The following is a 23,276-nucleotide window of genomic DNA, read 5'->3' as shown; positions in this document are numbered from 1 at the left end:
TTGAATAAATGAATTAAGCTAGTCGATTCACGACAGCAGCTTGAGTAACGCCTCAGCTGTGACCTCAGAGCTGGCAGGATTCTGGCCAGTCACCAGGTGACCATCAGTCACAGTCAGCGGCTGCCAATCGGCTCCTTTTTCATACAACCCACCCAAACGCTTGAATTCATCTTCGATCAGGAATGGCACCACTTCAGTAAGGCCTACAGCCTCTTCTTCGCTATTAGAGAAGCCGGTAACTTTGCGTCCAGATATTAGTGGTTGACCGGCGTCATTGCGCGCTTTGATAAGTGCACCAGGCGCATGACAGACCAGCCCAACCGGCTTATCGGCACGTGCGAAAGCCTCGATCAGTGCAATGGACGTCACGTCATTGGCAAGATCCCACAAGGGGCCATGGCCTCCTGGGTAGAACACCGCATCGAAATCAGCAGCGTCAACCTGCGTCAGCGGCAGGGTGGCAGCCAGCTGTTGCTTAGCTTCATTATCTTGGTAAAAGCGTTCAGTGGCTGGAGTTTGTGCTGTAGGTTCATCACTCTTTGGATCGAGCGGCGGTTGACCGCCAGCGGGTGAAGCCAGGGTGATCTTCGCACCGGCCTCTTTAAATACGTAGTAAGGTGCCGCGAATTCTTCCAGCCAAAAACCGGTTTTTTGGCCCGTATCGCCAAGGCGGTCGTGTGAGGTCAAAACCATCAGTATATTCATGGATTACTCCTTTGCATTTTCTTTTCTGAGTTGAAATGAAGTCGCCGTGTAGAAGCAACCTTGCAAAGCAGTCTAGTAAAAATTAGACCGGTCGTCTAGCAAAATGGGAAATTTATTAAATCACACGCTGCGCTTAACCCCAGCTTAGGCGCTCTGAGCTTACCCCGAAAAGGCTTGCAGTTAGATATCTGTTTTTAACCAACGCGGCTGGATGTCTTGGAAGAGTTAAGAATTAATCAATCAAACCCAGCATGCGCTTAGTAGCGACCAAGGCAGACTCAAGAGGTTTACGATCGCGGGTGATTTTGGCGCGTAAGCTTGCTCCCATCCACAACTGATACAGAATGACTGCCGCTTCGCGGCTTTCAGTCCAGGGCTGCAAAGAGCCATCGGTAATACCTTCCTCCAGGGTATGTGCAATACGCGCAATGATGCGATCCGTTCCCTGTTCAAGCACCTTGCGCATACCTTCAGACAAGTCGCTAACCTCAGCGGCCAGTTTGACCGCCAGGCATTTGCCCTTAGGGTCACTATCGGCCTCAATATCGACCCAGTATTGCCAATACCGCATCAACCGCTGCGCAGCGGATTGACCAGGTTGAGTCAATACAGCTTCAAGCTGAACGGAGTATTCAGCAAAATAGGTTTCCAACAAGGCTTCACCAAAGCCTTCTTTCGATTTGAAATAGTGATAGAAGGAGCCTTTAGGTACGCTGGCTGCGAGAAGAATTTCGTTGAGGCCAACAGCAACAAAGCCCTTACCACTAATGATAGGCTTAGCCGTGTCCAGGATGTGTTTGCGAACGTCGGTAGTAGTAGCTGATTTCATGGGCCTATATTATATTTTCATTAGACCAGTTGTCTAGAAACTTAATCAGGAAACCTAGCTAAATACTGTTAACTCGGACATACAACCTATGTGCTAGACTTTTCGAGCTAGATGATGATCTTTCATGAACACCATTACGCACCCGAAGGATAAATTAAATGACTGATGCTGCCGACAAAAAATCATCCAACCTAAGCAATATTACCACACTGTTTTTTGATGTTAACGAAACGCTGTTAGACATACAGCCGCTGAAAGACGTGATTAGCAAGACGTTAGACAATCGAAAGGAGCTTGCGGATCTGTGGTTTATTTCACTACTGCACCATTCACTGATTGATACCGCCAGTGGGGGTTGGCATTCCTTTGCCGAAATCGGCAACGCCGTACTCACTATGCTGGCAGCGCAGCATAATATCCAGCTTAGTGATGATGCGCCATCGCTTGCTGAAGCGCTGTCGCAGTTACCACCTCATGCCGATGTTATTGCAGCGCTTTCGGTACTCCAGCAGAAGGGCTTCAAGCTGGTTGCATTGACTAATTCATCGCAAGCGTTGGCTGACAAGCAGTTGAATCACGCCGGCATTATTCACTTTTTTGATAGGGTACTGAGCGTCGAGAGCATCAAGACCTATAAGCCTGATTTAAAAGTATATTGCTGGGCCGCTGAGCAAATGCATGTTTCACGTGAAAACAGCCTGATGATTGCAGCCCACAGCTGGGATGTTGGCGGAGCAAAGCGTGCAGGTATGCACACAGCCTTTATCGCCCGCAAAGGTCAGAGCCTGTCGCCATTAATGCCAGCTCCTGATCTTATTTGCGAGGATTTCAATGCTTTGGCTGACTCCCTGCTTACTAAAGAAAAGCTATGATTATCTATGATTTACGTCGACGTTGCTCAGCACTAGTCGGGATGTGCATGATCGCTGCTGGAATCTCATCGAGCGGCAGGGATCGATCCACTGCATCGAGCTTAACGGCTTCCTTGGGCATACCATAGACGACACAAGTCTCCTCATCCTGAGCCAAGGTCCAGGCACCGGCATCGCGCATCTCCTTGAGGCCTCGAGCGCCATCATCACCCATCCCGGTCATGATGATCCCGAGCGCGTTGCGACCTGCAAATTTTGCCACTGAGCGGAACAAAACATCTACAGAGGGCCGGTGACGGCTTACCGGTGGGCCATCAACGATATCGACGTGGTACTGCGCACCACTGCGCTTAAGTAACATGTGTCGTCCGCCAGGTGCTATCAGTACCCGCCCAGGCCTGACGCGATCACCACTGACGGCCTCGCGTACTTCCATCTGACACAGGCCATCAAGACGCCGGGCAAAGGCTTCAGTAAATTTTTCTGGCATATGTTGGACCACGATAATGCCGGGGCAAACACGGGGCAGGGCGGTCAAAACCACCTCCAACGCCTGGGTACCCCCGGTCGAGGTGCCTATGGCAACTACTGTATCAGTGGTCTGAGACAGAGTGCCAGTTCCAGCTTGAATAATGGCATCAGCAGACAACTTAGGTTGAACTTTCGACAAGGTAGTAGTTCCAGCCAATCGCCGCGGATTGGCACGCGCCGCGGCTTTCACCGCTCCAATAAGGTCACAGGATGCATCCTGTAAATATTGCTTCAAGCCAATCTTGGGTTTAGTGACAATGCCCACGGCACCCGCCGATAACGCCAGCATAGTGGTTTCAGCACCTTTCTCGGTTAGGGTCGAGCAGATCACCACCGGCGTTGGATGTTCCGCCATGATTTTACGCAAAAAGGTGATGCCGTCCATGCGCGGCATCTCCACGTCAAGCACAATCACATCCGGCCAGGCTTTCGCCATCCGCTCAATGGCAAAGAGGGGATCAGACGCCGCACCGATTACCTCAATACCAGGATCTTCCGACAGCGTAGCGGAAAGCACCTGACGCACCACAGCAGAATCATCGACGATAAATACTTTAATGGCAGACAAGAAAGGTCCACTCCTATGCAGATTTTTAAGTAGCCCCACGGTCAACGCAGAGTTGGGGTTTCGATTTCAGCGGCGGCAAACGCCATAAATGCCTGCTCTGGCATAGGCCGGGCGTAAAGATACCCTTGTGCCAACCTGCAACCTATAGCAGCCAGAACTTCCGCCTGTGCTGGTTCCTCTACACCCTCGGCAATCACCTGCATGCCAAGTCGAACCGCCATGCTGGCAATAGATTCAACAATTGCACGACTGCCCTCCATGGAAACTATATCCTGTACGAACGAACGATCAATTTTCAGGTAGTCTATGTCGAATTTTTTTAGGTACGACAGTGCCGAATAGCCGGTACCAAAATCGTCTAGCGATATGGCTATACCCGCGCTACGGAAGGCCGTCAACTGTCGCATCACGTCGGGGCGATCATCCAATAGCAGCCCTTCGGTAATCTCAACACCCAGCGCTTCCCCCGGAATCCCTTGGTTGTGTAGATGAGCGAGCCAATCATCGCAACCCTCACGGGTAAAGAACTGCCGCGGCGAACGGTTGACACTGATACGGCGCAACACACAGTCTCCCGTCCATGCCTGGTGGTTCCATTGCATCGCCACCCGTGCAGCCTCCCGAAAAACCCAATTACCGATTTCGTGAATAGCACCGGTTTCTTCAGCGATAGGAATAAAAACCTCAGGTGACACCTGCCCGAGTTCGGGGTGTTCCCAGCGTAACAACGCCTCAGCCTTGATCACTCGACCACTGACCATGTCGATGATCGGCTGATAGTGCACAGATAACTGTTCGGCTTTCAGCGCAGTTCGCAAATCACTGGCGAGGCGCACCCGTAACTGAATCTTTTCGCGCATCGCCTCGTCAAAGATACGCAGGCAATTACGCCCCGCGGCCTTGGCAGCGAACAACGCCTGATCCGCATAACTAAGCAGCTCATCCATATCCCGTGCCTGCTCTGGATAGAGCGCAATACCTATACTAACCGATGCCCACACGTTGCTATGACCTATCTCATAGTCGCCGGCCAGTGCCGTACGCAGAGCTTCTGCTGTGGACTCGGCATGCGTTACATTCGACAGTACGGCAATAAATTCATCGCCGCTCATGCGAGCGACCAGATCCTCTTCGGATACCAAAAAGCGTAGACGGCGTGCCACCAGCTCCAGCATTTGGTCACCTTGATGGTGTCCCAGGGTATCGTTTATCTCTTTAAAATTGTCGATATCTATGTACAAGAGTGCCAACTGCTTACTCTTACGCAGCCTATCGGCCAGACGTACATTCAACAGTGTACGATTTGGTAGACCGGTCAAGGCATCGTAGTTTGCCTGGTAGCGGATGTGCGCCTCAGTACGACGACGTTCCATCACCAGTCGAGCCATCTGGCATGCCTGATCCATTGTAGCTTGATCCTGCGCGTCTGGTTGGCCTGCACGATCCCGAAAAAAGGCAAAGATACCCAGCAGTTCATCACTACTATCAAGAATAGGGGTCACCCAACAGCTGACCAATCCAGAGGCCAGCGCTAACACATGACAGGCCGAATCCAGGTAGTGATCAAGAAGATTAGCCACCGTTTCTGGCATCTTCAAATAAGCTGATCTTCCGAACACATCGGCGGATTCAGAAATAGCGCCACCCTCAACGGCTTGCACAAACACTTCCGGCAGACTGGGCGCAATACACGACTCTAAGCAGATGCGCTCAGCATCAGGCAACAGGATGGCGCTCAACAGGTCTGGGCGCGAAATCTCGGCAAACACCACGACTCTGGCCAACACCTCACGTAAGTCCGCTCCAGCCGAGAGCAGATCAAATACTTCGGTACGCACAACTTCCTGAGACTCCCGCCTTAGGCGTTGGGTGATGTCGTGAACGATATATATCACCCGTTGTACGCGGTCCTCTGCATCGAACAGTGGAATCAAGGTGTTTTCGACCTGACGACGGCCATCAGGTAACCCCAGCGTGTCACGAAAGCACACAGGGGCTGCATTTGCCACACAAGCACGCTCGGGTGACTCCGCCCCCATCAAGGTTACAGATGGAAGAACATCCTGTTTGCGTCGTCCGATACTTTCCGCCTCGCGCAGGCCGATCAGTCCCTCCGCTCGACGATTATAACCGGCCACAATGAGCTCGCCATCCGCGTCGACATCGAATAGAAACAGGCTGTCCAGCAGATTGTCATAGATGGTTTTATCACTGCGTTCCAGGCACATTTCCAGTGCCCGCCTCTCCAACCAATCAGCACAAGGTTCCCTTAATTGACGTGGTCGTAAGTCTCGGATACTACTGAGTAGGTAATTACACCCAGGCAGATCGAGTCGATTCAAGGTGACTTCGACAGGGATTTTATCGCCCAAGGCGACCAGATGCTCAGTCTCATAACTACGTGGCCGACCATCAGCTAAGGCCATGGAAATAGCCAAATCGGGGTCATGACAGGGGTCCCAGCGCGCCGGTGTCCAAGTCAACAAGGTCTCCAAATCTACGCCGAAGTGCTGGCACGCGGCCTCGTTGGCATATATCACACGCGCCTCGTTGGCCATATCATGGACCATGATCACCACATCAACCACCGAGTCGACCACAGCACGGCACAAATTCGCGTCCGTAGGTCGAGAATACCGAGATAGACTCATCGCTTCCTCCTAGTCGACTGGGTCACAGGATCCCGCTTCGGCAATTCGTTGGCAGGCTCAAGCCCCATATAATCCAATGGCGTAAGCAATGCCGTGTTCAGTTGAACAGGCTCCCAACTCGCTTTCAGCGCCGTGTGCCGTAGTGATACAAAACCACTCCATATATCAAAAATCAGGTAACGGTGACCGCAACCCTGCACGTGCTCGGATACGCAGGTAAAGCCGTAACGCGCACTCAGTTCACGGGCTGTTTGCACGTTTTTGAAGCCAATGTGACTGGCATCGGTGCGCATGATGCCGGGAAACATATTACCGCCACCGAATATTTTCAGTTGATACTCGCTTGGCCGAGCTCCCATCTTGCCGATATCCCGCAGCAGCAACTCCATCGCCTCGTCAGCATAACGGCCATCCAGCACAGTCTGCGGTGAACGCACCCGGCCAGGCAGCATAAAATGACACATACCACCGACACGCAGGTGAGGATGCCAAATCACCAGAGATACACAAGAACCCAGAAGAGTCCGGATACGCGTGTCCTGTCCGCCAAAATATAGATCGCCCGGTTGCAGGAAAATCTCTATAAAGTGTTCGGGTTCGAGCATCAGGGTTTCCTGTAGATCGAAGGCGACACCAACTTGAGCGCATCACTGACCCCATTCAGACTCTCCGAATGACTGACAAAAAAATAACCACCAGACCGCAGCCGCGGTAACAGGCGGTTCACCACCTGACGCTTGGTATCCACATCGAAATAAATCATCACGTTACGCAGGAAAATTGCATCGAAATCACCCAATTGCGGTAAAGGCTCGACCAGGTTCACCTGATGAAAGCTGACCCTATCTCGCAACTCAGAGCTAACCTTGAACGTCCCTGTCTGCGAGCCGATGCCCTTCAGACAAAATCGCTTCAGATAAGAACGCGGAATACCGTTAGTCCGCTCCAGTGAGTAGTGCCCTCCGCGAGCCTTCTCCAGCATATTCGTACTGATATCCGAACCAACGATCTCCCAAGGTCCATCGCCGAGTTTGTCAGCCAGTATCATCGCCAATGAATAGGCTTCCTCACCCGACGAACTGGCCGCGCTCCAGATTCGAAAAGGACGACCGAGTGGACGTGCCTGCAGCAGTTTCTCGGCTAGAAAGTCCATGTGTTTCGGTTCACGAAAAAAATAGGTTTCATTGGTGGTCAACAAATTGACCGCGATCTGCAATTCATCCTTATCCTGCATCAGGGATTCAAAATAGCCACTGAAATTCTTATGCCCATGCTGTCGTACGCGTTTAGACAGCCGACCCGTCACCAATGGTTTCTTGGCATCCGACAGGTTAATACCGGCGATGTTGTAGATCAGTTCCCTGAACTGCTTAAATTCATGATCAGTAAGTACGGCGTGGTTCATTCGCCTTACTCACTCAACAGAAAGCTGATTATGACTAACGGCTGAGACATCACGAGGACGGCAACTGTGCGAGTTCATCAACAGACAGCACCTTGTCAACATCGAGCATAATAATGAAACGGCCATTCACCTTACCCATACCCGCTATAAAGTCGGCGCGTATTTTCGCACCGAAGCTTGGCGGGGGTTCGATTTCACTGGGTGATATTTCCAGCACCTCGTTCACCGCATCGACCATGACACCGATTACTTGCTGTTCATTGGCGCTGATCACTTCGATGATGACAATGCAGGTACGCCGAGTCAGTGCCGTCGTTCCCTTATTGAAGCGCGCCGCCAGGTCCACCACCGGTACCACCGCTCCGCGCAGATTAATCACCCCGCGAATGAACGACGGCATATTCGGTACTTCGGTCAACTGACCGTACTCAATAATCTCCTTAATACCGAGAATACCTATGGCATAGGTTTCACCCGTCAACATAAAGGTGAGGTATTGCTGCATTTCACTTGTATCAATTTGAGAGACGGCTTCTTCGGCTCTAGTCAAAGTATTCATATATTGCTCCTAGAAACTGACAAATTCGTCTTCGGACTTGCCAGTGAACTTGGATGAAGACTTAACAGCCGAATACCCCATGGCATTCTTAGGTTTGCGCACAGCGGTATGAGATTTTTCAGCACCGCCTTCATTGACCTTGAAAAACGCCATCAACTGCTGCAACTGCTCGGCCTGGCCGCTCATTTCTTCCGCTGTCGCTGCCAGTTCTTCCGATGAGCTGGCATTCTGCTGGGTGATCTGGTTCAACTGGTCCATCGCGGTATTAATCTGATTCACACCGACGGACTGCTCCTGCGATGCCGCGGTAATTTCCTGCACCAGGTCAGAGGTACGGTTAATTCCCGGTACGATCTCTTCCAGCAGTTTACCGGCCTTTTCAGCCAGCCCCACTGAGCTCTTCGCTACTTCGCCGATTTCCTGCGCGGCTACCTGGCTGCGCTCAGCCAACTTCCGCACTTCCGCCGCAACCACCGCAAAGCCTTTACCATGCTCACCGGCACGCGCCGCTTCGATGGCCGCGTTCAGGGCCAACAGGTTGGTTTGGTAAGCGATGTCATCGATAATGCTGATCTTGTCAGCAATGGTCTTCATCGCCGTCACGGTTTCTTTAACTGCCTCACCACCCTCATTCGCTTCCTGTGCGGCTTTAGACGCAATACCTTCAGTGACCTTGGCACTATCTGTATTCTGGTTAATCGAAGCGCCCATCTGCTCCACCGAAGCAGAGGTTTCTTCCACCGAAGCGGCCTGTTCGCTGGATGCCTGTGACATACTCTGCGCCGTTGCGCTGACTTCTTCTGAGGCAGATGACAAAGCATCGCCTGAGCTACGGACTTCGCCGATAATCTGCGACAACTTACCCACCATCCGCTGCATTGCAGCCAGCAATTGCCCTGTCTCGTCCTTAGAGTCCACGTCAATTGCTACCGTCAGGTCACCCTCAGCTAGTTTTTCGGCTACGCTAACTGCAGAACCAATCGGTCTTGTAATGCTGCGAGTGACCCAGAAAGCAACGCCGATAGAGAGCAGCGCTGCTGCGATAGCCAACGTCAGCATTAGAGTAAATGCAGTCTCGTAGTCCTGTTTTGCCGACCTAACGAGATCCGCATTCTGTACTTCCAGAAGCTCAACCATGCTATCGATCGCCGCAAACACTTTATCCTGTTCGCCTTGAACCTCGTCATGCAGGACTATTCTAGCTTCATCCTCTTGACCAGCCTGAGCAAGTTCAACGACTCTATTCATTAGAATACGGGTATTTGTCATTCCAGCGTCAATGTTTGCCATGACCGCTCTGGAATTATCCGTGGAAAGTAGACTAGAAAGTGTTTCTCTGGAATTGTTATAGTTATTACGTGCCACAACGACACGCTCATGCTGCACTTTCATATCCTCCGCATTGTTGTATATGATCATGTTGCGAACTGCTCGCGCGACGATGTTCACACTGCCGCGCATATCGTTAACCGCATCAATCTTGACGTTGTTTTCATTAACAACCACGTCAAAGTTGTGTTGTACCGCCGACAACCGGGTGATTCCAATAAAGGCAATGATCGACAGCAACAGCAGTACCAGGCCGAACCCCAGGCCCAGGCGCGTACCGATTTTCATATTCTTGAACATTTCAACTTTCCCCTTGAGAGAATTCACATCAGCTTTGAATTAATGCGGCTAACGCCACTACCAGTTAAAACCTAAACTAAGCAATCATTTCGTCGGAATGCCGTCATTCCATTGTCGCCAATTGCCCTGCGCCGCGCTCTTCACCACTCGTCACCTGCCGGATCAGCCCAGCAACATCAAGAATCAGCGCCACTTCACCACTGCCCAGAATTGTGAATCCACCAATGCCACGCACCACGGAAAACACCTTGCCGAGAGGTTTGATCACGGTCTGAAACTCGCCCATCAAGCGATCGACCACCAAACCCGCCTTATGCCCCGCATAGTTAACAACAACAATGTTCTCGCGCCGACTGGGTTCGCCTTGAATGTCGAACTGATCGCGCAGACGGACGTAGGGCAACACCTCACCACGCAGGTTGATATAATGACCAGAACGGGTGTCCTGCTGCGCCTGATCGAGTTCGATACACTCAACCACCATGTCCAGTGGCACGACATAGGAGGCGTCGCCGACTCCGATCAGAAAACCATCGATAATAGCCAGGGTGAGGGGCAGGCGGATGCGGACCATCGAGCCTTTACCTGGTTCACTATCCAGGTCGACGGTACCGCGCAACGCCTGAATGTTGCGACGTACCACATCCATGCCAACACCACGACCAGACAAGTTGCTGACCTGGTCAGCCGTAGAGAAACCCGGCTCGAAAATGAGGTTGTAGATTTCCTTGTCAGAGAGCACGGCATCGGCTGCAATCAGGCCCTTATCAACCGCCTTGGTATAAATACGGTCACGATCAAGACCGGCACCATCATCGGATACCTCTATAACGATGCTGCCAGCATCATGATAGGCATTAAGACGCACCTTTCCCTGCGGCGACTTGCCATTCGCCTGTCGAACCTCAGCGGATTCAATGCCGTGATCCATAGAGTTGCGCACCAAATGGGTCAGCGGATCACCAATGCGTTCCACCACGGTCTTGTCCAACTCAGTCTCACCACCGCTGATTTCCAGGTATATATCCTTGCCCAGTTCCTTGGATACGTCGCGCACCACGCGCTGAAAGCGGTTGAAAGTGCCACCGATCTGTACCATCCGTAGTGTGAGCGCAGAATCACGTACCTCTTCAACCAGGCGCGTCATGGTCTCGTTGGCTTCGTTCAGTTCAGCCATACCGGCCTTTTCAGCAATCAGACTGGCTCCGGCGCCAGCAATAATGAGCTCACCAATCAGGTTGATAAGCTGGTCTAGCTTGGCCGCATCGACACGGATCAATCCGGCATCACCACCACGGCTTTCCTTCACCTGCTTTTGCTTTTCCAGTGCTGCTTCGATCACCGCCGGACGAACCAGATGCTCCTCGACCAGTACTTCGCCGATAGGCCGCGTCGCTGGGCCTTCGAGCTTCGACTGTGTTGCAAGTACGCTATCCAGTTCAACTTGGGTGAGGGTGCCACAGCGAATCAAAATTTCACCCAGCCGCATCTCTTCTTCGGGCAGGTCGCGAATAAGGCCCTGGTATTCAATAATTTTGCTATGTGGTGGCAGGATACGTATCTCACAATCATCGCGGACGAAATCGAATACGCCCTCAATTTCGGCCTTGTCAGTATCGCTGTTAAAGGCAATTTCGAATCCGAGATAATTGGACTCTGGGTCCATCTCATCCGCATCCGGTAAGCGATCAAGCAACGTGACTATGCGGACTATGCGACCAAAGGTGCCGAGGTAGCGAATGAAGGAGGCGGGGTCCATGCCATTACGGAGCACATCCGCACCAAAGCGCAACGAGATATGCCAGTTATCCGTTTCAGCGGTGTCATCAACAAAACGCATCAGAGCATCCGCATCATCACCCCTACTTGCGTGCAGTGAGATGTGCCGCTTGTCAGTCTCTTCAGTGTCCTGTGCTGTCGCTGAACCAAGATAACCTTGCAACTGCTCGACTAGGCGCGTGCCATTTTTCTCAGTAGCATCATCCATGGATTCATCAGCGGCAATCAGTTCGATCAGCACGCCGACATGATCACAAACCTGCAACATCAGCGCTGATAAGTCATCATGAATAGAGAGTTCGCCATCACGCACTCGGTCAAGTACGCTCTCCGCTACATGGGTGAAAGCAACCAGATGATCCAGCCCAAACAGGCCAGCAGAACCTTTAATCGTGTGTGCCGCACGGAAGATCGCATTGATGATTTCCGGGTCGTCATCACACTGTTCCAACTGCAGCAACGCATCTTCCATCTGTTGCAGTAGTTCACGGCTTTCTGCAATGAAAGTCTGCAGCACTTCATCCATATTCATGGCGATTTCCTTGGGTCAGGAGGTCTTGGATTGGAGCAGCACTGGATCACCAAAATAGCCAGCGAGATCAAACAGCTGCATAATATCTACTACCGCTGGGCTATGCTCAGTCAGGCGCAGGCGTTTGCCGGTACGCCGTGCTTCTTGCGCCATCATCAGCAGAAGCTGCAGACCCGACGTATCGATCTCGCTCACATCAGCCAGGTGCAGTTCCATCTCGGTGCAGTGACCGAGCGTCTCAAGTAATTGTGGTTTCATGTCAGCAGCATGGTAAATATTGAGTTCGCCGCTCAAAAACGCCTGGCAGCTCCCCTTATCATCGGTTTGACTTTGGATATCCATCGGCTCTCCTTAGGGCAGTATCAGCTTTGAAACCGCCGTGAGCATCTGGGCTGGTTGGAAGGGCTTGACTACCCAAGCTTTAGCTCCAGCGGATTGACCTTCAGCTTTCTTGGCATCACCCGCTTCTGTGGTAAGCATAATCACCGGCGTGAACTTGTAGGCAGGCAGGGTCTTCATCTGCTTAACGAAGGTGATACCGTCCATGTTGGGCATATTCACGTCGCTGATAATCAGATGAATCTTGCGGCCATCCAGCTTGGACAGTGCGTCCTTACCATCGCAGGCTTCCACCACATCGTAGCCTGCGCCTTTGAGGGTAATGGCCACGACCTGACGGATAGAGGCGGAGTCATCAACGATTAATATGGTTTTTGCCATGAGTCATTCCTGTTATCAAAAGAAGGTAATTTCAGCATCGTCGGAGCGACTCTGATGGGTGTCATCATGCAACGCATGTTGCTCTGGGGTGGTGTAGGTGCGGCCGAGCTCGATCAACCAGTTATCAACATTCATGGGCTCCGGACGTTCACCAGTGCTCATTTGCTCTCTACGTGCACTGAGTTCGAGCTGAAGCTTGCCCATATCCTGGCTGACATGGTTCATGATCTGACTGACACGGTCCTGGAATTGCAGGGAGACAAGCACATGGCTTATCTGTGAACCAACCGCTTTGCTCTCGGAGTAGAGCACTTCAGTCGAATCAGCCAGTTCATCGGTGACCCTATGGAAACGCTCCAGAATGGAGCCGATCAGGTCTTCGGATTCGGCCAACATGGCACTATCGCGTTCAGCGGACTGCTGAGACATTTTTAGCGTGTTGGCAATGGCGGTATTGACGGCGGCAACCGTGTTGCCGATGCTCTTGCCCGTATTTCCCGATAACACGGACAGCGTACGTACCTCATCTGCCACCACCGCGAAACCGCGACCCGCCTCACCAGCGCGTGCAGCCTCGATAGCGGCGTTGAGGGCAAGCAGATTGGTTTGTCCAGCGATGACAGCAACGCTGTCAGCCATTTTCTTCAGTTCATCCGTTTTGCTGGCTAACTCAGCTATCTCGGCCAGGAGCGTTTCTTTTTCATCCAGTGTTGCACGCAGTGAGCGGATTATTGAATTAAGCTCAACCTGACTATCATTGAGTAGTGCAACCAGCCCAGTCCTATCGGAAGCCTGCGATGCCGATGTGGTTTCTTCGATCCGTTGCGACAGTTCGACAAAGCGATGGGTAAGATCCGTAACCGATTCTTCGGTATGGGCGCGCGCAAGTTCAACCTGACCCGACCAGACGGGCAGTACGCCAATGCACAACTGGCTCAGACCATTTTCACAATCTAACTGGGTCTGCTCACGCTCCTGATCAATCAGACGGTATATTTCGCACCGATAATTATTAAATACCTGAGTGCACTGATGCCGTGACCAGGCCGTTATTCCCCCACCAATTCCCAGTACAACCGCTGCATACACCACCTGTAACAGACCTAAACCACCCGCCATCAGTACAGCTACAGCACCCAAGGTTGTTATTGACAGGGTTGCAACGACTATCCACCGGATGATCTGCGCTTGGGTCTTTGTACTACCCGTTGTTTTCAAAGCCTGCTCATCAATCATCTCAGCCACATGTTCCTTCACACTTCCACTGCATCAGCCATATGAGGCAGTTAACAGGATCACTGCTCATTTCGTATAACTAGGATCAATGATCAGCACAGATGCTGTGAATCGGAACAATCTGATTTGAATTTAGGGATAAATGAAGCCACCGTAGTCCTATCCTGACATGGTGATTAAGTAGAGGGATCGAAACGTAACTTGCCGGGCCAAAGCGTTTGCATCTAACATTGTTCGAGAGTACAAGTGCCAGGTGATGGACGCCCTTGTAGAGTTATATGCAAATGAATTCAAAATCTTACAACGCAATGCTTTTAATCGTCGACAACACCCCAACCCGTCTTGAGTTGGCTGTTGAGGCTATTAAAGCGTGTGGTTACCGAGTATTCATTGCGCAGAGTGGCAAAGAGGCATTAGCTTACGCGAATCAAATACACCCAGACCTGATACTGCTCAATGCCATCCTTTCCGGTGAAGACGGTTTCGAGATCTGTCGATGCTTCAAGGCGAATACGCAAACCTGTGATATCCCGATCATATGCATGGTTCCTGAAGCGACCATCGAATACAAAGCTAAGTGTTTCGCTGCGGGTTGCATTGATTACATTGCCAATCCCTTGTATCTTGAAGAAGTTTCCTTTCGTGTAACCACCCATCTAGAACTAGCCACTGCCCGACGCGAACTGAGAACTCGAAACAGCCAACCGCAAAACCACGGACTAGCATTCAACACCGACAAGCGGCAATTACACAGCCAAGTGGGTCTGCTCAGCGATGCTAAGGCACTGCTTGCATTGAAGCGATTCGCGCTGGCTCGGATTCATGAGGCCGCGTTCCTGATTGATGAAACCGGACAACTTCACTACGTCAATCAAGCCGTCTGTAACCGGCTCGGCTATACGCAAGAGGAGTTACTCGGCCTTAACCTGAGAGTTATCGACCCAAGCTGGATGAAGGGATTTCAAGCAAATGACTGGGAGAAACACTGGGCTGAGATGCGAAAGGAGGGCGGGATGACTTTCGAGACCCAGCACCTTACCCGCTCAGGGGAAGTGTTTCCGGTAGAGGTCACTGCCAACTACTTTGAATACGGCGATAACGCTTACCTGCTGGGCTTAGCGCGCGATATAACCGAGCGTAAACGCACCGAGGCTGAACTACGCCAATACCGGGAGCACCTGGAACAATTAGTGTCCAAACGTACAGTAGCCCTTAACCGGGCACTGGAGTTTACAGAAGGGGTGATTAACGCTATCCCTGATCTGTTGTTTGAGCTAGATAAAGAGGGACGACACCTGAATGTCTGGACCTGCTTCCCGGAACTTCTAGTTTCCCTTAGGGAGGATATGTTAGGAAAGACTGTAGCTGAAGTCCTGTCACCTGAAGCGACAACAACAGTTATGGAAGCACTAGCCGAGGCGAGCACAAGCGCCATCTCTTTCGGCAAGAGGATCTTGATTGATCTGCCCACTGGACCAAGCTGGTTCGAACTCTCCGTATCCAGATGCCCTGGTGGTGTAACTGATAAACCCCACTTTTTAGTGTTATCGCGTGATATCAGTGAGCGCATCCGAGCAGAAGAAGAGATCTGCCGAATGAACATTGAGCTGGATCAGCGGGTGCGCAGTCGCACCGCGCAACTCGAGGTGGCAAACAATGAGCTGCGTATCAGTGAGCTCGAATACCGCTCACTGGTCGAGAATCTGCCCGACAATGTCATCCGTTACAACGCGGCTTGCCAAATAGTGTATTGCAACCCCAATAGCCTACGCGTACTTTGCCGACCCGTCGAAGACGTATTGGGAAAGACGCCCACGGAGATTTTTCCAGATATCGACGAGACCAAGACCTACCAGGCAACGATGCAACAGGTGATCGCGAGCGGACAACCCGAGCAGGTTGAGATCGAGGTACTCAGCCTCGATGGCGAGAAACAAACTCATCAGGTTATTCTGGTCGCTGAACGGGGCCTGGACGGCCTTATACTTGGGGCCTTGGCCATTGGCCGTGACGTGACGTGACAAAACAGGTTATGACTGAGCGTCGGCTGGAAAAATCTCACGCCAGCTTGCGTGAATTACTGGCTCGACGTGAAGCTGACCTGGATCACGAGCGACGCCGCATAGCCCGCGAAATGCACGACGAACTAGGCCAACTACTGACGGCACTTAAACTCGGCATATCGACACTGAATATGCAGTTTGGCGCTGACCATCCAGCACTTGAGACCAAAGTGGATAGCCTGCTCGAACTCACCAACCAAGCCATCCGCTCAGTACGTACAGTATCCACCAGCCTGCGTCCAGCAGCGCTCGACATGGGTACCATTCCAGCCCTGCAGTGGTTGGTAGATGAGTTTCAGCAGCATAGCGGAGTGGCTTGCCAGCTAAAACTGCCAGATTCCTTGTATGAAATCGATGAATTGCGTGCCATGACGCTATTTCGCACCGTACAAGAAGCACTGACGAACGCTACCCGTCATGCTGAAGCCAGCCGAGTCGAGATAGATCTTAACAAGCAAGCTGATGGTACCTACTCGCTCACTATACGTGATAATGGCAAGGGGTTTGACCCGACAACGGCAACGACCCATCATTTCGGTTTGATCGGCATGCGTGAGCGCATCAACAGCCTTGGCGGCACACTGGTGATAGACAGCACGCCAGGTGCTGGCACCTGCATCCGCATGTGTATCCCAGAACTGAATCTGCATCTGCATGCGTATCCCTGATATGGGTGACATGGAGATGTATGCGCTATGATTCGGTTACTAATCGTCGATGACCACACCTTAATGCGCGAGGGGTTAAAGCAATTATTTGCACTGGTTGAGGGCATCTATGTGGTGGCTGATGCCACCAACGGAGCTCAGGCTTTGGAATGCCTTCGCAAAGGCGGCATAGACCTGGTCCTGCTCGACCTAAGTATGCCCGGTATGAGTGGCGAAGCCCTTATCAAACGTATCAGAATCCATTACCCGCAACTGCGCATTCTGGTCCTCAGCATGCACAATGAACCTCAAGTAGCTAAACGTGCGATTAAAGCAGGTGCGAACGGTTTTGCATGCAAAGACAGTTCTTCCGACGCCCTGCTAGAAGCAATCCGCAAGGTGGCTGCAGGAGGGCGCTATCTAGAGCCGGTAATAGCCGAAAAAATGGCTTTTGAAGCCGCTGGCGTCGACATCACTCCTCATCATGAAATTCTGTCAGACCGTGAGTTACAAGTGTTACGCCTATTGGCAAAAGGAAAAAGTATCAATGCTATCGCTGATGAACTTCATATCAGCAACAAAACAGTGAGTACTCACAAAGCACGGATGATGGATAAGATGGGCTTTACTAACAACACCGACCTGGTCCGTTACGCCATAACCAACGGTCTGGCGTAGTGTGCCACCACAACAATCAGCGCGTTGAGCGTATCCTTCGGGTGGGAGACAGCCGCCAGATTTGCAGTGCCATTGCCAGGCTCAAGCGATGATTGGGATCATCAAGACTGCCACCCAGCATAGACTCTATACGCTGCAGGCGAGCAGTCATGGTATTGCGATGCACCCCTAACCGGGCAGCAGCCAACACCAGGTTGCCGTTAACCTGAAACCAGGCTTCAAGGGTGGGAATCAATACCGGTTCAGGGCCTTTATCAGCATTCAATACGGCGCCCAGGTTTTCGCTGACAAAGCGATCCAGAATGCTGCGATCACGAATACCCGCCAGTAGCGCCAGCGTGCCCATCTCGTCAAAGCTACACAGCCCCAGACGATCAGGAAAGGCCTGTGCGGCAACCAATGCCTGACGGGCCTGGTAAAGCCCGAGCGCCCATTCGGATACATCTTTACCCGGACTCCCCAAGCCCAGGCATAGGCGTAATGGGGCCAAGGTCTGATTATGTTCCGCTAACCACTGCGCCAAGTGCTCGCGACGTAATTCTGGATTTTCCTGCGCCTCTGGCAGTAACAGGATCCACTGATCACCTTGCTGTAATACCGGCAGCACTGGATCAAGGCTGGCTTGCCAGGCGGCCAGTGCCCGGGTCACTTGTGCCTGGCTGGACTGCAACTGCCGCTCGGCGTCGGCACTGCCATAACGCTCGATCAGAGCATCGCTGCCATCCAGACGAGCGACCAACACTTGGCGTGGGGAGTCTATCGGTATACCCAGGCGCTGCGCTCTCAGGCACAGGGTATCCATGGCTACTGGATCACCTTCGAGCAACTGTTCCAGCACCTGCAAGCGTGAGCGTCCACGCATCTGTGCTTCCACCAGTGCAACCCCAACAGCCTGGGTCACCACCACCATTTTTAACTGATAGGGTTGTTCAATCAGAGGTAAGCCTAATTGGTCGGCACGGCGAATCACCCTGTCTGGAATAGCGCGAATGTATTCCTGTCCGGTCAGAATCACTAAGCCAGCAATATGACGCTGATGCCCTTGCTCCACCAGTTGCAGTAAATTGGCTTCATCACGCACATGGTTGATCCCGGTGACAAAGACTAGCTCACCGCCCATCACCCATTCAGCGATAGACTCATTCTCGGCTACATAGGGCCAGCGCACCTGAGAGTGAACCCCGGCAACGCCTGCGCGCAGCACCATGGAATCCAGCCCGGGTAAATCAAATACATCGGCAATAGTCAGAGCCATAACGGCAACCCCTAATGACGGTCCTGGCGTAAATAGGTTACGCCCAGTGCCGCCGGTTCATCGCGATAACGTGAACGTGCCGCCAGCACCAACACCACTATGGTCAGCAGATAAGGGAGCATGCCCATCAAATACACCGGTACCGGTAGCCCTTGTGCCTGCAACCTCGGCAATAACATGTCGACAGCGCCAAACAGCAACGCACCTATCAATGCTCGACCAGGCCGCCAACGGGCAAATACCACCAGTGCCAGGGCTATCCAGCCTCGTCCAGCTACCATATTGTCAACCCAGACATGGGCACTGGCTACCGAGAGATAGGCACCACCCAGTCCACACAAAGCACCACATAGCATACCTGCCAACACCTGCATGCCGGGGACAGAGACACCGGCATTATCTGCCGCGGCAGGATCTTCGCCAACAGCAGTGAAGCGCAGGCCAAAGCGTGTTTTATGCAGCACCCAGGCGATCAGTATCACCAGCAAAATAGACACCCAGGCCAGCAACGGCTGCTTAAACAGCAATCCACCCAACACAGGAAGCTGCTGTAGTCCAGGCAGATCGGGCGCATTCATGCCATTAAACGGCTGATGCACCCAATGGCGGCCAACAAAGCCAGAGAGGCCCAGCCCGATGGCCATCACCGCCAAGCCACTGAGTATCTGATCGGCTTTAAGCACCGCCACTGAAAGCGCGAACAGCAATCCAAGACCGCCACCGGCCAGCAACCCTGCGCCTGCGCCCAACCAGGGCGATCCGGATAGCAGGGTCACCACCGCACCGGTCATGGCCCCGACGGCCATATAACCTTCAGCCCCCAGGTTCACCACGCCAGTCCGTTCAGACAAAATCAGCCCCAGGCAAGCGAGCAACAGCGGTAAGGCAGAGACGGGGATACTGGCCAACCAGAATGCGACAAAACTCATACAGTCACCTCTTTGCGTCGGTCGATGCGAAATGCCGCCATAAACTGACACCACAATAGCGAAAGCAGCACGATGCCTTGCATCAGCAACACCGTGGCTTCGGTCAAACCGTAAAACACCTTGAGCGAGGCTCCAGCGTTATAGACACCCGCCAAAACCACCGCCACAGGTAACACCCAAAACGGTCGGAAGCGGGCAATAAAGGCAATCACGATTCCAGAAAAGGTCATGTTCCAACCCAGATGCTGCGTCAAACGGTATTCGGTACCCGCCACCAGCAGACCTCCGGCCAAACCAGCCATAGCGCCTGACAGCAAGACCATCACCACCAGGGTCGTTCCCACAGCGATACCACTGGCTTCGGCAACCCGTCTGTTAGCACCCAAAACACGCGACTGGAAGCCAAAACGACTGCGCTCCATGATCCACATAACCAGCAACACCATGCCGATAGAGACAAATAACCCGGTGTGCAAATTGCCAAAGCCAAGCTTAGTTAAGCGTTCTGATGCGGTAATAGCGGGTGAAATTGGAAAGCTTTGCGTAGGATCTCGCCAGACTCCAAACAGCAGATGCTGCAACAACTGATAGGCCACGTTGGTTAACAGCAAGGTCACAACCAGTTCACTGGCGTGAAAACGCTCTTTCAACCACAAGGGGATAGCGATCCATACCGCACCGCCCGCCATCGCCGCCAGTAGCATCAGTACCCAGCGATAGCTCTCACCGCCAATCCCGTTGATCGATACCGCCATGGCGGCAATCGCACCTAACCAAAGCTGCCCTTCAATACCGATATTCCAGAACTTTACGCGCAGTGCCAAGGCCGCAGACAAACCAGCCAGAATCAGGGGTATCGACAGGGTTAAGGTCTGAGCCAGTCCATCCGTTTGAAAGAACACCTGCCAGACCAAATCTTCAAACAGCATGTCGGCAGGCACACCTGCCTGAACGAGTAGCGCTACACAGAGCACCCCACCCAACAACAGCCCAGCGGCAAAGGTCAGGGAGCTTCTTAAAAAGGATATGTCTAGCCGACGCTGGAGAGCAAACTGCACCGCCATTCAGTGGCCTCCTATCATCAGCGCACCGATTTCGTTGGCACTGGCCGTACCAGGCAACTCTCCGGTGATGCGTCCAGCATTCATCACCAGAATACGGTCAGATAAGGTCATGATTTCCTCCAGGTCTTCACTAATCAGCAAGACAGCACCGCCTCGGGAAGTCAGTTCACGTAAGGCGGCATGTACCGTGCCGCAGGACTTCACATCCAGCCCACGGGTGGGTGAGTGGGCAATGGCTACAACACAATCCTGATCCAGCTCTCGGGCCAGCACCAGTTTTTGTGCATTGCCTCCTGAGAGCAGCCGAGTCACGCCCTGAGGGCTTGCACCGGTAATCCGATGCTCTGTAATGGCTTTTTGCGCATCCTGAGACAGGCCTTTAGGTGAAATCCAAAGTCGTCCTGTGCGCCCTGAGGCCACTTTCGTCAACGCCAGGTTATCGCTGACCGGCAACTCCAGAGCCAGCGCATTAGCGGCACGGTCGGCGGGTATATAACGCAATCCGTAGGCGCGGCGCTGCGAAACTGAACTGTTCGAGATGGAAAAGCCATCCAGCTGTAATGATCCGCTATCGACTGGCAGGAGCCCCATTAATGCCTCGCAGAGCTGTGCCTGACCATGTCCACCAACACCCGCCACACCGACAATCTCCCCTCGACGTAACCTGATAGCCACATCAGAAACAGCCGTGGAGCCATCATTGCGTGAAGCATTCAAGCCAACCGCAACCAATAAGTCAGCGCCATGGGGTTGCAGATTGGAGGGTTGCCGCTGCGGCGCAGCCACATCTCCCATCATCAGATGGGCAATTTGTGCCTGGGTGAGAGACCCTGTGGATAAGTTGGAAGCTACCGTACGCCCCTGGCGCAAGATGGTCACCCGGTCACTGTGACCCACCACTTCCCTGAGCTTATGGGTAATCAGAATGACCCCTTTACCGGCATTAGCCATCCGCTGAATAGCCGCCAGCAGGCTTGCTGATTCAGCATCGGTGAGTACAGCGGTAGGCTCATCCAGAATCAGAATGCGTGCCCCCAAAGCCAGCACCTTGCAGATTTCCGCACGCTGCCGCTCAGCCACAGAAAGATCAGCAACGCGTGCATAAGGATCAAGGGTTAGCCCTAGCTGCTCCGCCGTTGTCTGCAAGGTTTTGGCCGCGACCGATAAGCGTTGCAGTTCAGGGGCGCGATCAGCCGCCAGAATCAGGTTCTCGGCAACACTGAAGCGCTCCACCAGCCGATAATGCTGATGCACCATACCGATTCCATATGCGGTAGCATCGGCAGGCTTGCGGATCGAGCAGGGCTGTCCATCCAGGACTATCTCGCCTTGATCTGGCACATACACGCCGGTGAGCAGATTCATCAGTGTCGATTTACCGGCACCGTTTTCACCCAGCAGTGCATGCACCTCACCTGAGTTGAGTTCAAAGCCAGCATTCTCCAACACAGTGCGTTCACCAAAGCGTTTGCACAAACCGCGAAGATGCAGTGTCTGAAAGTTGGCCTGGCTCATCAGCGCGTTGACCCGATCACACCCTTAACCAGGTAATCCATACCCCATACGTCTCCCGCATCAAGTTCAGCGCCTTCGGCCAGCACTTCAGTGCCATCCTGTTTGAACAGCGGCCCGGTGAAGGGTGAGAATTGACCGCTTATCATTTCGGCTTTGGCAGCTTCAATTTGAGCCAGCGCTTCAGCAGGTACATCAGCATGCAGCGGGGTGATATCCACTACGCCCTCAGCCAATCCAGGAAAAGCGCCATAGGGATTAGGCTCCCAGCTACCATCAATGATTTTCTGGATGGTCGGTATCAGGTGTTTGTCCCAGTTGAATACCACCGATGTCAGGTGGCCATTAGGGGCCGCACCGCTCATATCCAATTGAAAACCAACGCTGTAATGGCCATTGCGTTCAGCGGCCGAAAAGGGAGCTGAAGAGGAGAGGTTGTTGGCAATGACATCGGCACCCATTTCAATCAGCGACTGTGCGGCTTGTCCTTCACGAACCGGGTCCCACCAGGAATTGGTATAGATGGCATTAACGGTTGTTTGCGGATGGCTGGACTGAACCCCCAATGCAAAGCCATTAATATCCCAGTTAACTACCGACACCGGGAAACCACCGAGCATGCCCAGTTTATTGGTTTCACTAACTGACGCCGCTGCCATGCCAGCCAGGTACCAGGCCTCGTAGGTTCTGGCGTAGAAGCTCTCCAGATTCTCTGAGTTGTAAATGCCGGATGCTGAAAGAAAGGCGACATGCGGATACTTTTCCGCCGCCTGCTTAACCCCTTCAGAATAACCATAGGTGGTGGCAACGATAATATTGGCACCACGACGAACAAACAGGTCGATTGCATTCACCAGTGCGGAAGCTTCTTCAGGAATGCTTTCAGCCACCATTACCTTCACATCCAGTTGATCTGCAACTTTCTGGCGGGCGTTATCAATAGCCTCATTCCAGCCCCCATCCTTGGCAGGCGAGGCATAAATAAAGGCAACAACAGGTTCACCTTCCAAAGTAAAAGGCTCAGCCTGGCTGAAACACGCCGCGGAAAACAACAGTAAGCCAGCAGCAAAACGTGATACAGCAGGAACAGATAAGCGGTGCATAAGTCACCT

21 protein-coding genes are annotated in these 23,276 nt (G+C 52.6%); 4 read left to right on the top strand and 17 right to left on the bottom strand.

Annotated elements, in window-relative coordinates:
* Positions 1–27: 27 nt before the first annotated feature.
* Together ACN0R1_RS09430 and ACN0R1_RS09425 are read right to left on the bottom strand one after the other, a co-directional pair.
* Positions 28–705: a type 1 glutamine amidotransferase domain-containing protein gene (locus tag ACN0R1_RS09430; RefSeq protein WP_417582174.1), complete on the bottom strand. Its 678-nt coding sequence runs from the start codon at positions 703–705 to the stop codon at positions 28–30.
* A 232-nt stretch (positions 706–937) separates the two neighbouring features.
* Complete coding sequence (locus tag ACN0R1_RS09425) at positions 938–1,534, bottom strand: TetR/AcrR family transcriptional regulator (protein WP_417582172.1); 597 nt, start codon at positions 1,532–1,534, stop codon at positions 938–940.
* A 158-nt stretch (positions 1,535–1,692) separates the two neighbouring features.
* Between ACN0R1_RS09425 and ACN0R1_RS09420 the strand changes: the two genes are divergently transcribed.
* Positions 1,693–2,406 (top strand): haloacid dehalogenase type II, encoded by a 714-nt coding sequence (locus ACN0R1_RS09420; protein WP_417582170.1) that lies wholly within the window; start codon positions 1,693–1,695, stop codon positions 2,404–2,406.
* 4 nt (positions 2,407–2,410) lie between these two features.
* On the opposite strand, the gene ACN0R1_RS09415 is transcribed toward ACN0R1_RS09420, so the two are convergent.
* From ACN0R1_RS09415 to ACN0R1_RS09370, 10 genes are all read right to left on the bottom strand, one after another.
* Positions 2,411–3,505 carry a protein-glutamate methylesterase/protein-glutamine glutaminase gene (locus tag ACN0R1_RS09415; protein ID WP_417582168.1) on the bottom strand — a complete coding sequence of 365 codons (1,095 nt, stop codon included), beginning with the start codon at positions 3,503–3,505 and terminating at the stop codon, positions 2,411–2,413.
* 41 nt (positions 3,506–3,546) lie between these two features.
* Positions 3,547–6,156: an EAL domain-containing protein gene (locus tag ACN0R1_RS09410; RefSeq protein ID WP_417582166.1), complete on the bottom strand. Its 2,610-nt coding sequence runs from the start codon at positions 6,154–6,156 to the stop codon at positions 3,547–3,549.
* Positions 6,153–6,761: a chemotaxis protein CheD gene (locus tag ACN0R1_RS09405; RefSeq protein WP_417582164.1), complete on the bottom strand. Its 609-nt coding sequence runs from the start codon at positions 6,759–6,761 to the stop codon at positions 6,153–6,155. The genes ACN0R1_RS09410 and ACN0R1_RS09405 overlap by 4 nt, the downstream gene beginning before the upstream one ends.
* Entirely contained in the window at positions 6,761–7,561 is an 801-nt protein-coding gene (locus tag ACN0R1_RS09400; RefSeq protein ID WP_417582162.1) for a CheR family methyltransferase, read from the bottom strand. The genes ACN0R1_RS09405 and ACN0R1_RS09400 overlap by 1 nt, the downstream gene beginning before the upstream one ends.
* 49 nt (positions 7,562–7,610) lie before the next feature.
* Positions 7,611–8,120 carry a chemotaxis protein CheW gene (locus ACN0R1_RS09395; RefSeq protein WP_417582160.1) on the bottom strand — a complete coding sequence of 170 codons (510 nt, stop codon included), beginning with the start codon at positions 8,118–8,120 and terminating at the stop codon, positions 7,611–7,613.
* A gap of 9 nt (positions 8,121–8,129) precedes the next feature.
* Positions 8,130–9,749, bottom strand: a complete 1,620-nt coding sequence (locus tag ACN0R1_RS09390; protein WP_417582158.1) for a methyl-accepting chemotaxis protein — start codon at positions 9,747–9,749, stop codon at positions 8,130–8,132.
* A gap of 103 nt (positions 9,750–9,852) precedes the next feature.
* Entirely contained in the window at positions 9,853–12,060 is a 2,208-nt protein-coding gene (locus ACN0R1_RS09385) for a chemotaxis protein CheW (protein WP_417582156.1), read from the bottom strand.
* Positions 12,061–12,075: 15 nt separating this feature from the next.
* On the bottom strand, positions 12,076–12,402 hold the full coding sequence (locus ACN0R1_RS09380) for an STAS domain-containing protein (protein ID WP_417582154.1): 327 nt from the start codon (positions 12,400–12,402) through the stop codon (positions 12,076–12,078).
* A 9-nt stretch (positions 12,403–12,411) separates the two neighbouring features.
* Positions 12,412–12,780, bottom strand: a complete 369-nt coding sequence (locus tag ACN0R1_RS09375; RefSeq protein WP_417582152.1) for a response regulator — start codon at positions 12,778–12,780, stop codon at positions 12,412–12,414.
* 15 nt (positions 12,781–12,795) lie between these two features.
* On the bottom strand, positions 12,796–13,899 hold the full coding sequence (locus ACN0R1_RS09370) for a methyl-accepting chemotaxis protein (RefSeq protein WP_417582343.1): 1,104 nt from the start codon (positions 13,897–13,899) through the stop codon (positions 12,796–12,798).
* A gap of 401 nt (positions 13,900–14,300) precedes the next feature.
* Here ACN0R1_RS09370 and ACN0R1_RS09365 point away from each other — a divergent pair, with 401 nt between their 5' ends.
* Genes ACN0R1_RS09365 through ACN0R1_RS09355 form a run of 3 tightly spaced genes read left to right on the top strand, consistent with a single transcriptional unit; the run spans position 14,301 to position 17,404 of the window.
* Positions 14,301–16,037, top strand: a complete 1,737-nt coding sequence (locus tag ACN0R1_RS09365) for a PAS domain S-box protein (RefSeq protein WP_417582150.1) — start codon at positions 14,301–14,303, stop codon at positions 16,035–16,037.
* Positions 16,034–16,747 carry a sensor histidine kinase gene (locus ACN0R1_RS09360; RefSeq protein ID WP_417582148.1) on the top strand — a complete coding sequence of 238 codons (714 nt, stop codon included), beginning with the start codon at positions 16,034–16,036 and terminating at the stop codon, positions 16,745–16,747. Before ACN0R1_RS09365 ends, ACN0R1_RS09360 begins: the two co-directional genes overlap by 4 nt.
* 27 nt (positions 16,748–16,774) lie before the next feature.
* The gene (locus ACN0R1_RS09355; RefSeq protein ID WP_417582146.1) at positions 16,775–17,404 is read left to right on the top strand and encodes a response regulator; all 630 of its coding nucleotides are present in this window, start codon (positions 16,775–16,777) and stop codon (positions 17,402–17,404) included.
* A 16-nt stretch (positions 17,405–17,420) separates the two neighbouring features.
* Here ACN0R1_RS09355 and ACN0R1_RS09350 read toward each other — a convergent pair whose 3' ends face one another.
* The 5 genes from ACN0R1_RS09350 to ACN0R1_RS09330 are packed head-to-tail and all read right to left on the bottom strand — an operon-like array spanning position 17,421 to position 23,267.
* Positions 17,421–18,659, bottom strand: a complete 1,239-nt coding sequence (locus ACN0R1_RS09350; RefSeq protein WP_417582144.1) for a PucR family transcriptional regulator — start codon at positions 18,657–18,659, stop codon at positions 17,421–17,423.
* An 11-nt stretch (positions 18,660–18,670) separates the two neighbouring features.
* Positions 18,671–19,588 (bottom strand): ABC transporter permease, encoded by a 918-nt coding sequence (locus ACN0R1_RS09345; RefSeq protein WP_417582142.1) that lies wholly within the window; start codon positions 19,586–19,588, stop codon positions 18,671–18,673.
* On the bottom strand, positions 19,585–20,652 hold the full coding sequence (locus ACN0R1_RS09340) for an ABC transporter permease (protein WP_151058785.1): 1,068 nt from the start codon (positions 20,650–20,652) through the stop codon (positions 19,585–19,587). Before ACN0R1_RS09340 ends, ACN0R1_RS09345 begins: the two co-directional genes overlap by 4 nt.
* Complete coding sequence (locus tag ACN0R1_RS09335) at positions 20,653–22,167, bottom strand: ABC transporter ATP-binding protein (protein WP_417582140.1); 1,515 nt, start codon at positions 22,165–22,167, stop codon at positions 20,653–20,655.
* Entirely contained in the window at positions 22,167–23,267 is a 1,101-nt protein-coding gene (locus ACN0R1_RS09330; RefSeq protein ID WP_417582138.1) for a BMP family ABC transporter substrate-binding protein, read from the bottom strand. Before ACN0R1_RS09330 ends, ACN0R1_RS09335 begins: the two co-directional genes overlap by 1 nt.
* Positions 23,268–23,276: the final 9 nt, after the last annotated feature.

The organism is Nitrincola sp. (assembly GCF_048264025.1).
GTDB lineage: Bacteria > Pseudomonadota > Gammaproteobacteria > Pseudomonadales > Balneatricaceae > Nitrincola.
This window is presented reverse-complemented; position numbering and strand designations above follow the sequence as displayed.